Genomic DNA, 12680 nt, shown 5'->3' with positions numbered 1-12680 from the left:
ACGCTCTGCGTGGGAACGCCGCCTTGGACGCTCCGCGTCCCGCTGTAGATTTGCGCGATAGTGACGCAGAGCGTCACCGGATGCATTCCCACGCAGAGCGTGGGAACGATCCAGGCGGGACTCAGAACTTGTAGGCCTGGCGCCCGATCAGCAGCCATTTGCCTTTCTGCTTCTGCCAGACCTGGAAGTTTTCAATTTCGGTGGGCACCTCGACGCCACTGTTCACCGCCTGTGCGGAAAAGTGGTTGCGCACCAGGGCGGTGTCGCCATTGAGGGTGATGGTCTGTTTCTGCATTTCCAGGGTCTTGAAACCGCTTCTGCCGGTTTCAATGTCGGCGATAAATTCCTGCTTGTTCTGGACCTTGCCGCTGGAATGGCCGTAGGTGAGGTTGTTCGCGGTGAGGGCCTGCAGTTGCGGGATGTCCTTGTGCAGCATGGCCTGGGTCAGGTGATCGACCGCAGCGGCTACATCCTTGTCACTTGCGGCAGGCGCGGCGGCCGCGTAGCCGCTGAACAGGCACAGAAAACCAATCAGAACCTTGACGTTTTGCATGGGTGTTTCCTTGTTGTTGTGGGTACCGGGACGACTCGGACTATGTTTTTAAGTCGTCGTACAACCATGCCGTATTTACCGGGATCAAGGAAAGTGAAATTTGTTCTTGGCTAGAAGATAAGCGCTGTTTGCCAGTATTGGTTGTCGTATCACTTGCGAAATAGCGGTCGGCACTTCCCGTGGAAATGGCACATGGCTATGCTGTGGCCGGCGACTTCATGGCGTGGATTCGCAACGACTGAGGAAAACAAAAAAATGACACCGGATCAAAAGTACGCGGCGGCCATGGTGCGCCTGGGTTATCAACTCAACGAGTTCAAGATCGGCGGCAACTACACGCCGCTGCTGAGGGACGGCAATCACGTCTACATCAGCGGCCAGATTCCGCGGGTGGGTGACGCCATCGTGTTGCCCGGCAAGGTCGGCGAAAGCCTCAGCCTGGCCGACGCACAGATTGCCGCGGGCGTCAGCGCACTGCGTTGCCTGGGCTTGCTCAAGCAGGCACTGGGTTCGCTGGACCAGGTCAAGGCGATCCTCAAGATCAATGTGTACGTGCGCAGCGCGGATGACTTCGACCAGCAAAGCGAAGTGGCCAACGGTGCGTCGGACCTGTTGAACGAGATCCTGGGGGCCGCAGGATCCCATACGCGCACCTCGGTGGGCGTGCTGCAATTGCCCAAGGGCGCGGCCGTGGAAATCGACATGATCGCCGTGGCACGGGACTGAAACCGGGTGATCGCCGAGGCGTTTGCGGTACTGGTCCACTATGGAATCTACCTGCTCCCAGGACTGATCCTGTTTGGCCTGTGGTTCGGTCTCACGCCAAAAACATTGCCGGGCTTGCGCATCGTTATCCTGCTGCTGGCCTTTGTGCTGATGCGCGATGCGATGACGCCACTGGGCATGTGGTCGCTGAGCCGCGAGGTGCAGATCGAATTCACGGCCAACCCGTGGGTGCTGGCCGCGCTGGGCGGGTTATCCCTTGGGCTGATTGCCCTGCTCGCGCGCCTGGCACCGGAGTTGTGGCAACTGACGGTGCTGTTCAAGGGCAATCGTTGGGCGGGCCTGGCGGTGGGACTCGGGGCCGGGTGTCTGATCGGCCTGCCATTGCGGCTGTATCAAGGCATTGAGCCGGTTTACTGGGCCTGGCTGATGGGCATGCTGGTGCTTGCCTACTGCGCCAATGCGCTGGAAGAGGTGCTGTTTCGCGGCTTCCTGCAGGGCTATCTCGAACAGCACGTTACGCCGCTGCGCGCGGCGTTGCTCAGCGGGTTGGCGTTCGCCGCGTGCCATTCATTTCTGGCGTTGAGCGTGACGCAACTGGGCTGGCCAGTGTTGGCCTTTACCCTGATTGAAGGCGTGGCCTGCGGGCTGGTGCGGATGCGCTACGGTGTGGTGGCGGCGACGGCCACCCATGGCACGGCGATCTTGCTGATTGCCGTGCCGATGGTGTGAACCGTCTCAGGCCTGTACATCAACGCCGATGTGGGCCTGGAGCCAGTCTTTGTAGACCGCGATGTTATCGGTCGACTGGTCGCCATTTTTCGCGGTGACAGTCTTGCCGTCCAGGCGCCCGATATCGAGCAGGTACTGAAGACCGTTGGCCACATGGGTGGCGTCGCTTTTGCTGAGTGACTGAACATCGGGCAGTTCGACGGCGTTGCCTTTATCGTCGAAGGTCGCCCATGAAGGGTTGGCCCTGGCGGTGGCAACGGTTTGCGCGGTCGAGCGCACTTGCTCCTGATAGCTGGCTTCCAGCTTGGTCTTGATCTCGGGCGTGGCGTTGGTGACTTCAATCCTCCCGGCCCGCAGGGTGCCGTTTTCCATGGATTGTGTAAAAGTCTTCTGTCCCAGCGCTAACAGACTTGTCGTGCTTCCTATCATGGTGCCGCTCCCTTATTGGTAGCAGCAACAGAGCAAAACCCGGGCCATGTGCTGCATGCCTTGTGCGGCGCGGGCTGGGTGGTATTGCCGGGGCAGGGCGCAGGCCAGGAGTTGCCGGGGCTGGCAAAGGGTTGCCACGTCGGCTCGCGCGAGCGCATTTCAGAACGTTGGAAACTAAGTTCAGAATCTCCAGTCTGTAATAGCGTATCGCCACCCCTACAAGGAATTAACATGAAGCTTAAGGTCGTTTTGCTGGGCACGGTTTTGTTGGCTGCGCCGCTTTACCAAGCGGTTGCCGAGACGTGCAGGGCGAACAGTTATGGTGGGTCCGATTGCGAATACGACAATGGCACCTCTTCCAAGAGTCGCGCCAATAGCTACGGTGGGCAAGACACCCAATACAGCGATGGTACTTCCTCCAAGAGCCGCTCCAATAGTTATGGCGGGCAGGATATCCAATACGGCGACGGCACCTCGGCCAAGACCCGTTCCAACAGCTATGGTGGGCAAGACACTCAATACAGCGACGGCACCTCAGCCAAGAGCCGCTCCAATAGCTACGGCGGGCAAGACACCCAATACAGCAACGGCTCCTCCTCCAAGAGCCGCGCCAATAGCTATGGCGGGCAAAATACGACAAATAACTAATGGCCCCGCCGCGGCTTTCTACCTCACCAATGACCGCTCATACGCCGCGGTCATCACCTGCCACGTCTGCGCATCCGCCGGAATCAAATGCTCGATGCGCAACGACGTTACCGTGATGTCCTGAGGCATGCCGAAGGTGGTGAAGGTCGACATGAAGTTCAGCTCACCTTCACGGGAGTTGACGCGTGTCAGCACCAGTGGCGGCGGTTCATTGACCAAGGCTTCGGTACTTTGCGGGGCCGGCAGGCTGTCCAGAAGCCTGGCAAGTTCGGAGTTGCCCAACGCCTCGCGCGTCGCCCGTTGCCAGGCGATGGTGCGGATTTCGTCAGCGTTGATCAAATGATCACCCAGGCCGCCAGGCTGTAGCAGGGTGACCAGCAAATTCAGCCCATCAGCCGCCTCCGGTTTGATCCCCACCAGCTCGAACAGCACCTGGGTACTGGCGTTGGCGGCGAGCACTTCCCAGTGGCTGCCCAGCACGATCGCCGGTGCAGGATTGTTCGCGTGGAGTACATGGCTGATTGCCTCGCGAATAGCCTCCATGGAGGGCGAGGAGAGCGGGGTTGCCTCATAGCGCGGGGCGAAGCCGGCAGCGAGGAACACGCTGTTGCATTGCTCCAGCGGAACCTCCAGCGCCATCAGCAAATTATGCAAGGTGCCCGGGCTCGGCTTGGCGCGCCCGGTCTCGATGCAGCTCAGGTGGCGTTGGGAAACCCCGGTGATCAGCGCCAGTTCCAGCTGGCTCAATCTGGCGTGCCGACGCAGCACGCGCAGTTGCGTGCCGGCGGTAGTGTCGGGGTTGGCGCGGGGGAAAGGTTGGCTGCTCATGGGTTGACTCTGGCCGTGCGGGTCGGTGGTGTCGATGACCTTCGAGGTCATTGAGAGGGGAACGACGTTATCACTAATGTGCAGCTTCCCGAACCGTTGTCTCCAAGGAGGAGAACATGCGCAGACCCTGGATTGCCCTGGCCGGGCTGTTGGCTTTTGCCCTGTACACATTGATCACGATGCTGATCGCCGAACAATCGCTCATGGCGTTCGGACGTGAATTGATATCGAGGCCGGATACTGCCCAGGTGGTGATTGATTTGTATCTGATGGCGGCCTTGGCGGGCGTATGGATGTACCGGGATGCGCGGGCCAGGGGCAAATCCCTGGCGTCGGTGTTGCCCTATTTACTGGTAACGGCGGTTTTCGTATCCATCGGTCCGCTGCTGTATATCGTGGTCAACGGGTTCCGCGAACCTTCAGGGGGCCGGTGATGGAGGTTTATGCGTTGTGCGTACTGGTGCTGTTCTTGAAGATGCTGGCGATCTCCTGTTACCAGGGTTTCTTTCGACTCAGATTCCGTGCATTCACTAACCACGAGGATGCAGCTTTCTTCCATCGCGATGCGAATCCAGAGGAGTTACCGCAAGTCTCCCGGGCCGAAAAGGCTTGGGCCAATGATCTGGAAAATATTCCGTTGTTCTTCATTTTGGGTGGCCTGTGCCTGGCGATGGAAACGCCAGGCACCGCTACCGCGGGGTTGTTCTGTCTGTTCACCGCTGCCCGTGTGATGCATACGGTGATGTATCTGAGCGGCCGCCAGCCCTGGCGCACCCTCGCTTATGGAGTGGGAGTGCTCTGTTTGTCGGGGCTGGCCGGTCTGCTTGGCGCTGGGCTGATAACAATCAAGGGGTGAGAAAGGCCTGATAGTTGTCCTTGGTGATCTGTTGATAGGGAATGGTCAGCTCCGCCGTGTAGGGCTGCTTCCTGATCATCTTCAGCGCCAGGTCAATCGAGCCGACGGCCTGGCCCTTGTTGTCCTGATAGGCCGTGACTACCAATAGATCTTTTTTGATCGCATCCAGGCCGGCGGGTCCGCCGTCGCTGCCGCCCACCAGGATGTCCTTGCCAGGGTGCATTCCGGCCTGGGTAATCGCCATCGCGGCACCGATAGCCATTTCATCGGCATTGGCCGCCACGGCGTCGATTTTCTTGCCCGAGACGATCCAGTTGTTCATCAGGTCCATGGCCTTGCTGCGCTGCCAGTCGGCGCTTTGTTCTTCGACGATATGGATGTTGGGGTAATCCTTCAGTACGTTTTTCACGCCCTGTGTGCGGTTGTGGGTGGCGTTGTTAGAGAGCAAGCCGAGCATGATTGCGAGGTTGCCGTTGCCGTTCATTTTTTCCGCGAGGTAGCGCATCTGAATCTCGCCCGCTTTGATCTCGTCCGAGCCGACATAACCCACCCCGGCCGGCAGGACCGGGATGTCCGGGCGACGGTTGACGTACACCAGCGGGATACCCGCCTGCTGGGCATTTACGGTCATTTTCTGGGTGGCGGCGGTGTCGACCGCGTTGACGATAATCGCGTCCATGCCTTGGGCAGAAAAGCTCTGCACCTGGTTCAGTTGGCGCACCACATCGCCTTGGGCGTCTTCGAATTGCAGGGTCACGTCGGTGAGGTCCCTGGCGTGGGCCGCCATGTAGTCACGCATCTGGGCGAGGAACACGTCGTCCACCTGGGCGATGCTGACGCCGATGCGTGTCTCGGCGAGGGCTAGCGGGGTAACGATGAGGGTCAGGAGCAAGGTCAGCAGCTGTTTTTTCATGGTGTCAGTCCGTTTTTTTGTTGTTTTGAAAGACGTTGAAAACATTCCTCAGCCTTGGCGTTTGGCGTGTAGTTGCGCAACGCGTTCGGCAAAGGTCTCGCAGGGCCAGCGTTCGTTCAGTGCCTGCAACATCAGTTGCTGCCCGGTTTGCGGAGCCAGGCCCTGTAAGGGTGGGTCGGTATCCAGGTTGGTGGGAAAGGAATAGCCATCGGCGGTGCAGGCGATCACCGCGTGCAGCGCCTCGCCATCCATGACGTTGTCCGCCAGGCGCTCCAACAGGCAGGGGTACAGCGCCAGCATCATCCGGTCGCGGTCCACAGCCTCCATCGTTTTGCCGAACGCCGAGGAGATTTGCAGCAGGTTGGCCATGCGCTGGCGGTCCGGTGTGCGATTGGTGCCAGCGGCGTGAAACAGGGCCGGGTTGAAGAACAGCAGGTCACCTTTGTTCAGCGGCAATTGCACGGCATGCTGCTGGAAGTACTCGATGAATTCAGTGCGCCTCCAGGCCAGGTAGCCCAGTGGGTATTGCTGGGAAAACGGCAGCAGTTGGGTCGGGCCGGTTTCCAGGGGCATGTCGCTGTGGGCCACGGCCCCTTGCAGCGTGAGGTATTGGGACAGCGTGTGCAGGGGCAACGGAAAGCGCTCCACCACGTCGATGGTCTGGAACCCGAGGTGATAATCACGGTGCGGTTGCTGGGCTTGGCCACCGGGGTGCACCACGTTGACCTGGGCCGTGACTTGGTAGCCCGGGCCGAGCCAGGCTTGTGCGATCAACCCCAGCAGTGGGTTGGCGTAATATTCGACAAAGGATGCCGGCGACTGCAGTGCGGCCTTCTGTAATGAGTTCCAGATACGTCCGTTACTGCCGGCCTTGGCGAAGTGGTCGGCGGCCACACCTTGCGCAGCCTCTTGGGCAAAGATCGCTTCGAATACCTGGCTGTGACGGTCGACCACGTCCAGGTCGGCGTAGCCCTGGCGCACCACCATCACTCCCGGCCCCTGGCTGAACAGGCGATGCAGTTCGTCCAGCACGGCGTGACGATCGCCGTTGCGCAGTGCCTGGGCCTGATAGATCGGGATGTTGCTGCACACTTCGGCGCAGTGCGGGTAGTCCTCGGCAGCAGCCTGCTGGGCACAGATCGAGTGAAAATCTTCCAGTTGCACCGCATCGGCGCTGACAAAGGCAGGCATCACGCACCCTCCACCAGGCTCAAGGCCTGATCGGGGCGTGGGGTGCCGCCGTCGCCACAGCCGATGACGCCTTGCTCCAGGTCGATCACCGTGCCGGTCATCATTCCCGACTCGCGTGACAATAGAAATGCCACGCTCCGGGCCACCTCTTCAGGTTTGAGCAGGCGGCCGAAGGGCTGTGCGGCTTCGGCGGCTTCCAACCAGGCATCCCCGGCACCGTGGTAGTGCCGCTGGATTTCATCCTCGTGCGGTGTGTCCATCCAGCCGATGTTCAAGCCGTTGACCCGAATCCGGTTGCGCAGGGCGCTGAACGCCACGTTTTTGGTCAGAATCGCGAGAGCGCCCTTGGACGCCGCGTAGGCACTCAAGAACGATTGCCCGCCGTGGCCGGTGACACTCTGGATATTGACCACTGCACCTTCAACCCTCTGGCTGATCATCAGCTTCAAGGCTTCCTGCATCAGGAAAAACGGCGCCCTCACATTGACCGCAAATAGTCGATCAAACAGTTCGGGGGAGGTGTCGAGAATGGTGCCGCGATCCGACATCCCGGCGCAGTTGATCAGCCCGTGGAGGGTGCCGAAGTGGGCACGGGCCGCCTCGATCACGGCGCGGCAGTCGCCAATCTGTTCCAGGTCCGCCTGGACAAACACCGCGCGGCAATCGAGCGCTGCCAACTGCCGTACTTGCTCCTGGCCCTGGTCCGGACGGCGTCCGCAGATGATCAGGCCGGCAGCACCGCGCCGCGCCAGGGTATGGGCGACGGCAGCCCCCAATCCCTGGGTGCTGCCGGTGACGACAAAGTATTGGCCTTTGAAGGTATGGCTGAGGTCGGTTGAAGGCATCGGGGTCTCCTGGGTTTTTGTTGTTTTGAAGGCCGGGCTCGACGCCGGGCAAAACTGAGACTAGCATTGCGGTCACCTCAACAAGTCTCAAAAAAACCTCAAAAAGACCTCAGGTCCAACAGCATGCTCGAACGCGCTAAACACTTTTCCATCAAGCAACTGGCCACCCAGGCGGGCGTCAGCAAGGCGACAGTCGATCGCGTCTTGCATGAGCGCGGCAGCGTGCACGCCCAAACCCGGCGGCGTATCGAACAGGCTCTGGATGAGCTGGAATCCCAGGAAAAAAATGGCCTGGCAGTAGGCCGTACCTTTCATGTCGATGTGATCATGCACACGCCCAAGCGCTTCAGTGCGGCGGTGCAGGCCGCCATCACCGCCCAACTGGGCAGCCTGGCACCGTTTCGTATCGCCCCGCGGTTTCATGTGTTCGAAGAGATCGAGCCTCAGGCGATGCACGACCAATTGCTGCGCTGCCTCGAGACCGGCAGCCAGGGTGTGGTGCTCAAGGCCGCGGACGAGCCGGCGGTGAATCTGGCGGTCAAGCACCTGGCGGCCGCAGGTATTCCGGTGGTGACCCTGGTCACCGATCTGCCCCACAGCGAGCGCATCGGCTACGTAGGCATGGATAACCGCACCGCTGGACAAACCGCCGCGTACCTTCTGTCCCGCTGGCTGTCACCCCAACCCCAGGAAGTGGCGGTGGTGATTGGCAGTGAATTGTTCCGGGGCGAGGAAGAACGCGAAATGGGTTTTCGCATGTGGCTGCGCGGCCGTGCGACGCACCTGCGGGTACTGGATATCAGCGGTGGGTACGGCGTGTATGACCGAACATTTGCCCGGGTCACCGATGCGTTGAAGCAGCATCCCGAACTGAAGGCGGTGTACAGCGTCGGCGGTGGCAACCGGGCAATTGTCGACGCCTTCGCGGCTCTGGATCGCCCGTTGGACGTGTTTATTGCTCACGACCTCGACGAAGAGAATCGCCAGCTGTTGGCTGAAGAAAAAGTCGCCGCGATTATCGATCACAACCTGCAGATCGATGCGCGCCATGTGTTCCTGCACATCCTGCAATTTCATCGGCTGTGGAAGGCTGGGCCGATTGCGCCGTCACAGGTACAGATCGTCACACCGTTCAACCTGCCGGACTGAATCTCCACACCCAATAACAATCCCAGGAGTTCGACCATGCTACGTATCGCTGTCCTTGGTGCAGGGCGCATCGCCAACATTCACGCGGCCAATGTCGCGGCCCATCCTGATGCCACTCTGGTGGTGGTCGCCGACCCCTGGCGGGAGGGCGTCGATGGCTTGGCTGCGCAGCTGGGTTGCGAGGCGGCCTATGACTGCGCAGCAGTGCTAAGTCGGGACGATATCGACGCGGTGGTGATTGGCACACCCACCGACACTCATATCGATTTGCTGCTGGCGGCCGTGTCCCAGGGCAAGGCCGTGCTGTGCGAGAAGCCCATTGACCTGGATTTCGCCAAGGCGCGGGCGGCGGCGCAAGCTGTGGAGCGCGAGGGCGGTAAAGTAATGCTGGGCTTCAACCGCCGCTTCGATCCCGACACGCTGCGCCTGCGCCAGGCCATCGACGCGGGGCAAATTGGTGCTGTGCGGCAGGTGATCATCACCAGCCGTGACCCGGGGTTGGCGCCACGGGATTACCTGGCACATTCCGGCGGCATCCTGCGGGACATGACCATTCATGACTTCGACATGGCGCGGCACCTGCTGGGTGAAGAGCCCATTGAAGTCGGCGCGATAGCCAGCCGGCTGGTAGATCCGAGCCTGGCGCAGATTGACGACTTCGACAGCGTGATGGTGCTGCTGCGCACCGCATCCGGGAAACAGTGCCATATCAACTGCTGTCGGGAGGCGGTCTACGGGTATGACCAGCGACTTGAGGTATCCGGGGCCAAGGGGGTGCTGCTCACGGATAACCATCGACCCAGCACCTTGCGCCATTGGAACCACGAGCACACCGAGGCGTTGGAGCCGTTGCAGCATTTCTTCCTGGAGCGTTATGCGGATGCCTACCGCAATGAGTTGGGGCAGTTTATCCAGGCACTGAGCGCGGGGCGCGCGCTGCCCACCAACATGCGCGATGGGCTGTATGCGTTGCACTTGGCGGACTGTGCGCTGGAGTCCATCAAGACCGGGCGAATGGTTGAGGTCAATTACGCTATTTAAGGTGTTGCCGGAGCGGGCATGCTCGCTCCGGCAGATTGCGCGTTAGATTTTTGCCAACGCCTGCGCCAGATCCGCCCGCAGGTCTTCCACATCCTCAACCCCCACCGACAACCGCACCAACCCATCACCAATCCCCAGCTGCGCCCGGGTCGCTGCCGGGATGCTCGCATGGGTCATGATCGCCGGGTGCTCGATCAGGCTTTCAACGCCCCCCAGGCTTTCAGCCAACGCAAAGATCTTCACGTTTTCCAGGAAGCGTGTGGCGCCCGCCAGGTCGCTTTTCAGGTCCACCGAAATCATCCCGCCAAACCCGCGCATCTGCCGGCGTGCCAGCTCATGCTGCGGATGCGATGCCAGGCCGGGGTAGTAAACCCGTGCCACCTGCGGCTGCTGCTCCAGCCATGTCGCCAGCTCCAGCGCATTGCTGCAATGGCGCTCCATGCGCAACGCCAATGTCTTCACCCCACGCAGGGTCAGGAACGCATCAAACGGTCCGGCAATCGCACCCACGGAGTTTTGCAGGAAGCCCACGCGTTCGGCCAGTTCAGGATTCTGGCCCACCACCGCAATGCCGCCGATCACATCCGAGTGGCCGTTGAGGTACTTGGTGGTGGAGTGCACCACGATGTCGAAACCCAACTCCAGCGGGCGCTGGATCCATGGGCTGGCAAAGGTGTTGTCGGCCACGCAGAGGATGCCCCGGGCCTTGCAGATGCGGGAGATGGCGCTGAGGTCGGTCAGGCTCAGCAGCGGGTTGCTCGGGGTTTCGACCCAGACCATCCGCGTATCGTCCTGCAACGCGGCTTCGAAAGCCGACAGGTCGGTCAGGTCGACGAAGCTGAAGCGATGCCCGGCGCTGCGCTGGCGCACTTTGTCGAACAGGCGGAAGGTGCCGCCGTACAAATCATTGCCGGAAACCACGTGGGAACCGGCGTCGAGCAGTTCCAGCACGGTGGAAATCGCCGCCAGCCCGGAGGCGAACGCGAACGCCTGGGTGCCGCCTTCAAGGTCGGCCACGCAGCGTTCCAGGGCAAAGCGCGTCGGGTTGTGGGAGCGTCCGTAGTCGAAGCCTTTGTGAACGCCGGGGCTGTCTTGCAGGTAGGTGGAGTTGGCGTAGATCGGCGGCATCAGCGCCCCGGTGGTCGGGTCCGGGGATTGCCCGGCATGGATCACGCGGGTGGCGAAGGCGCTTTTATCGTGCTGGGTCATGCAAGGGATCTCCGTAGGTGATTGAGCAGGTCGACGCGGGTGATCAGGCCGTGAAAGCCCGAGGCGTCGGCAATGATTGCCACCAGCCCGCGATCCAGCTCGGCCTGCAATTGCGCAAGGCTGGCGCTGGGTGCGAGGGTGTGAAGGGCGTTGGTCATGGCGCTGCCCACGGTCATGGAAAAGTGCGCGGCGTTCTGATGCAGGCCGAGCAATACATCCGACTCGTCGAGCACCCCCACCAGTTGCTTGCCGTCCACCAGCACCGGCAGCTGTGAGACGTCGGCCAGGCGCATGCGCTGGAAGGCGGTGAGCAGGCTGTCGTCGGGGCCGACGCTGATCACCCGGCCGTCCTCGAAACGACGGGCGATCAGGTCGCGCAGGTCGCCGTAGTGTTTGTATTGCAGCAGGCCGGCGTCGTTCATCCATTGGTCGTTGTAGACCTTCGACAGGTAGCGCGTGCCGGTGTCGCAGACGAAGGTGACCACGCGCTTGGGCTCGGTCTGTTCGCGGCAATAACGCAGGGCGGCGGCCAGCAGGGTGCCGGTGGAGGAGCCACCGAGAATGCCTTCGGCCCGCAGCAGTTGGCGGGCGTGGTCGAAGCTTTCTTCGTCGCTGATGGAATAGGCGTGGCGCACGCTGGAGAGGTCGGCGATCGAGGGGATGAAGTCTTCGCCGATACCTTCCACGGCCCACGAGCCGGGCTCGGTCATGGTGCCGCTGCGGCTGTACTCGGCCATCACCGAGCCGACCGGGTCGGCCAGCACCATGGCAAGGTCGGGTTGCACGCGCTTGAAGAAGCGTGTCAGGCCGGTGAGGGTGCCGGCCGAGCCGACGCCAACCACGATGGCATCCAGGTCATGTTGGGTCTGGGCCCAGATTTCCGGGGCGGTGCTGGTCTCGTGGGCCAGGGGGTTGGCCGGGTTGTTGAACTGGTCGGCGAAGAACGAATCGGGAATGTCCTTGGCCAGTCGCGCCGCCACATCCTGGTAATACTCGGGATGGCCCTTGCCGACATCCGAGCGGGTGATGTGCACCTCGGCGCCCATGGCTTTCAGGTGCAAGACTTTCTCGGTGGACATCTTGTCCGGCACCACCAGTACCACCCGGTAGCCTTTGGCGCGTCCCACCAGGGCCAGGCCGAGGCCGGTATTGCCGGCGGTGGCTTCGATGATGGTGCCGCCGGGGCGCAGGCGGCCATCGCGCTCGGCGGCGTCGATCATGGCCAGGCCAATGCGGTCCTTGATGGAGCCGCCGGGGTTCTGGGATTCAAGCTTGAGGAACAGCGTGCACGGGCCGGTATCGAAGCGGCTGACCCGCACCAGCGGGGTATTGCCAATCAGTTCGAGCACGGCGGGGCGGGAAGCGGTGGGCATGTCGTCACCTGGCTACGGAAAGGGCGTATGGGATGGACAGCAGCGTTTACAACATGGTTTCGAACATAGGCCGGTATCGGGCCGCTCGCAACCGCGCGGCCGCCAGAATGTCTTTTTTTGGCGCATTGCTGCTTCATGACGGAGCACGGCTGGAGGCGATCCATCGGTGGGTTTTCTGTCAACCTCACGT

At 61.4% G+C, this 12680-nt stretch carries 15 protein-coding genes; 7 read left to right on the top strand and 8 right to left on the bottom strand.

The window, feature by feature from the left end; genetic code table 11:
- Window positions 1-121: 121 nt before the first annotated feature.
- The gene (locus C0058_RS17750) at window positions 122-553 is read right to left on the bottom strand and encodes a nuclear transport factor 2 family protein (RefSeq protein WP_003215089.1); all 432 of its coding nucleotides are present in this window, start codon (window positions 551-553) and stop codon (window positions 122-124) included.
- Between the two features lie 255 nt (window positions 554-808).
- Between C0058_RS17750 and C0058_RS17745 the strand changes: the two genes are divergently transcribed.
- Together C0058_RS17745 and C0058_RS17740 are read left to right on the top strand one after the other, a co-directional pair.
- Window positions 809-1279: a RidA family protein gene (locus tag C0058_RS17745; protein ID WP_003215091.1), complete on the top strand. Its 471-nt coding sequence runs from the start codon at window positions 809-811 to the stop codon at window positions 1277-1279.
- Window positions 1280-1285: 6 nt separating this feature from the next.
- Window positions 1286-2008, top strand: a complete 723-nt coding sequence (locus tag C0058_RS17740) for a CPBP family intramembrane glutamic endopeptidase (protein ID WP_003215093.1) — start codon at window positions 1286-1288, stop codon at window positions 2006-2008.
- 6 nt (window positions 2009-2014) lie between these two features.
- On the opposite strand, the gene C0058_RS17735 is transcribed toward C0058_RS17740, so the two are convergent.
- Entirely contained in the window at window positions 2015-2380 is a 366-nt protein-coding gene (locus C0058_RS17735; RefSeq protein WP_003215095.1) for a hypothetical protein, read from the bottom strand.
- A 288-nt stretch (window positions 2381-2668) separates the two neighbouring features.
- Here C0058_RS17735 and C0058_RS17730 point away from each other — a divergent pair, with 288 nt between their 5' ends.
- A complete protein-coding gene (locus tag C0058_RS17730) occupies window positions 2669-3085 on the top strand; it encodes a hypothetical protein (RefSeq protein ID WP_003215097.1) in 417 nt (138 codons plus the stop codon).
- 18 nt (window positions 3086-3103) lie between these two features.
- Here the strand turns inward: C0058_RS17730 and C0058_RS17725 are convergent, their stop codons facing one another.
- Window positions 3104-3913 (bottom strand): helix-turn-helix domain-containing protein, encoded by an 810-nt coding sequence (locus C0058_RS17725; RefSeq protein WP_174717786.1) that lies wholly within the window; start codon window positions 3911-3913, stop codon window positions 3104-3106.
- Window positions 3914-4029: 116 nt separating this feature from the next.
- On the opposite strand from C0058_RS17725, the gene C0058_RS17720 reads away from it, so the two are divergent.
- Both C0058_RS17720 and C0058_RS17715 read left to right on the top strand, forming a co-directional pair.
- Complete coding sequence (locus C0058_RS17720) at window positions 4030-4347, top strand: DUF2834 domain-containing protein (protein ID WP_003215101.1); 318 nt, start codon at window positions 4030-4032, stop codon at window positions 4345-4347.
- Window positions 4347-4769 (top strand): MAPEG family protein, encoded by a 423-nt coding sequence (locus tag C0058_RS17715; protein WP_102369213.1) that lies wholly within the window; start codon window positions 4347-4349, stop codon window positions 4767-4769. Before C0058_RS17720 ends, C0058_RS17715 begins: the two co-directional genes overlap by 1 nt.
- Here C0058_RS17715 and C0058_RS17710 read toward each other — a convergent pair.
- The 3 genes from C0058_RS17710 to C0058_RS17700 are packed head-to-tail and all read right to left on the bottom strand — an operon-like array spanning window position 4759 to window position 7718.
- Entirely contained in the window at window positions 4759-5682 is a 924-nt protein-coding gene (locus C0058_RS17710) for a substrate-binding domain-containing protein (RefSeq protein ID WP_102369212.1), read from the bottom strand. The genes C0058_RS17715 and C0058_RS17710 overlap by 11 nt on opposite strands.
- Before the next feature lie 48 nt (window positions 5683-5730).
- Window positions 5731-6873, bottom strand: coding sequence for a phytanoyl-CoA dioxygenase family protein (locus C0058_RS17705; RefSeq protein ID WP_003215107.1), 1143 nt, complete (start codon window positions 6871-6873; stop codon window positions 5731-5733).
- Entirely contained in the window at window positions 6873-7718 is an 846-nt protein-coding gene (locus tag C0058_RS17700) for an SDR family oxidoreductase (protein ID WP_003215109.1), read from the bottom strand. Before C0058_RS17700 ends, C0058_RS17705 begins: the two co-directional genes overlap by 1 nt.
- A 123-nt stretch (window positions 7719-7841) precedes the next feature.
- Between C0058_RS17700 and C0058_RS17695 the strand changes: the two genes are divergently transcribed.
- Together C0058_RS17695 and iolG are read left to right on the top strand one after the other, a co-directional pair.
- The gene (locus C0058_RS17695) at window positions 7842-8867 is read left to right on the top strand and encodes a LacI family DNA-binding transcriptional regulator (RefSeq protein ID WP_003215111.1); all 1026 of its coding nucleotides are present in this window, start codon (window positions 7842-7844) and stop codon (window positions 8865-8867) included.
- Window positions 8868-8903: 36 nt separating this feature from the next.
- On the top strand, window positions 8904-9908 hold the full coding sequence (iolG, locus tag C0058_RS17690) for an inositol 2-dehydrogenase (protein WP_102369211.1): 1005 nt from the start codon (window positions 8904-8906) through the stop codon (window positions 9906-9908).
- A gap of 42 nt (window positions 9909-9950) precedes the next feature.
- Here the strand turns inward: iolG and C0058_RS17685 are convergent, their stop codons facing one another.
- Window positions 9951-11117, bottom strand: a complete 1167-nt coding sequence (locus C0058_RS17685) for a cystathionine gamma-synthase (RefSeq protein WP_102369210.1) — start codon at window positions 11115-11117, stop codon at window positions 9951-9953.
- Window positions 11114-12490 carry a cystathionine beta-synthase gene (locus C0058_RS17680; RefSeq protein WP_003215116.1) on the bottom strand — a complete coding sequence of 459 codons (1377 nt, stop codon included), beginning with the start codon at window positions 12488-12490 and terminating at the stop codon, window positions 11114-11116. Before C0058_RS17680 ends, C0058_RS17685 begins: the two co-directional genes overlap by 4 nt.
- Window positions 12491-12680 lie beyond the last annotated feature (190 nt).

The sequence above is a fragment of the Pseudomonas sp. NC02 genome, from assembly GCF_002874965.1.
Taxonomy (GTDB): Bacteria; Pseudomonadota; Gammaproteobacteria; order Pseudomonadales; family Pseudomonadaceae; genus Aquipseudomonas.
This window is presented reverse-complemented; position numbering and strand designations above follow the sequence as displayed.

Excerpts from the sequence above, each read along its gene's own strand:
- C0058_RS17750 (WP_003215089.1), bottom strand. The coding sequence starts at position 553 with ATGCAAAACGTCAAGGTTCTGATTGGTTTTCTGTGCCTGTTCAGCGGC.
- C0058_RS17745 (WP_003215091.1), top strand. The coding sequence starts at position 809 with ATGACACCGGATCAAAAGTACGCGGCGGCCATGGTGCGCCTGGGTTAT.
- C0058_RS17735 (WP_003215095.1), bottom strand. The coding sequence starts at position 2,380 with ATGGAAAACGGCACCCTGCGGGCCGGGAGGATTGAAGTCACCAACGCC.
- C0058_RS17730 (WP_003215097.1), top strand. The coding sequence starts at position 2,669 with ATGAAGCTTAAGGTCGTTTTGCTGGGCACGGTTTTGTTGGCTGCGCCG.
- C0058_RS17725 (WP_174717786.1), bottom strand. The coding sequence starts at position 3,913 with ATGAGCAGCCAACCTTTCCCCCGCGCCAACCCCGACACTACCGCCGGC.
- C0058_RS17720 (WP_003215101.1), top strand. The coding sequence starts at position 4,030 with ATGCGCAGACCCTGGATTGCCCTGGCCGGGCTGTTGGCTTTTGCCCTG.
- C0058_RS17715 (WP_102369213.1), top strand. The coding sequence starts at position 4,347 with ATGGAGGTTTATGCGTTGTGCGTACTGGTGCTGTTCTTGAAGATGCTG.
- C0058_RS17710 (WP_102369212.1), bottom strand. The coding sequence starts at position 5,682 with ATGAAAAAACAGCTGCTGACCTTGCTCCTGACCCTCATCGTTACCCCG.
- C0058_RS17705 (WP_003215107.1), bottom strand. The coding sequence starts at position 6,873 with ATGCCTGCCTTTGTCAGCGCCGATGCGGTGCAACTGGAAGATTTTCAC.
- C0058_RS17700 (WP_003215109.1), bottom strand. The coding sequence starts at position 7,718 with ATGCCTTCAACCGACCTCAGCCATACCTTCAAAGGCCAATACTTTGTC.
- C0058_RS17695 (WP_003215111.1), top strand. The coding sequence starts at position 7,842 with ATGCTCGAACGCGCTAAACACTTTTCCATCAAGCAACTGGCCACCCAG.
- iolG (WP_102369211.1), top strand. The coding sequence starts at position 8,904 with ATGCTACGTATCGCTGTCCTTGGTGCAGGGCGCATCGCCAACATTCAC.
- C0058_RS17685 (WP_102369210.1), bottom strand. The coding sequence starts at position 11,117 with ATGACCCAGCACGATAAAAGCGCCTTCGCCACCCGCGTGATCCATGCC.
- C0058_RS17680 (WP_003215116.1), bottom strand. The coding sequence starts at position 12,490 with ATGCCCACCGCTTCCCGCCCCGCCGTGCTCGAACTGATTGGCAATACC.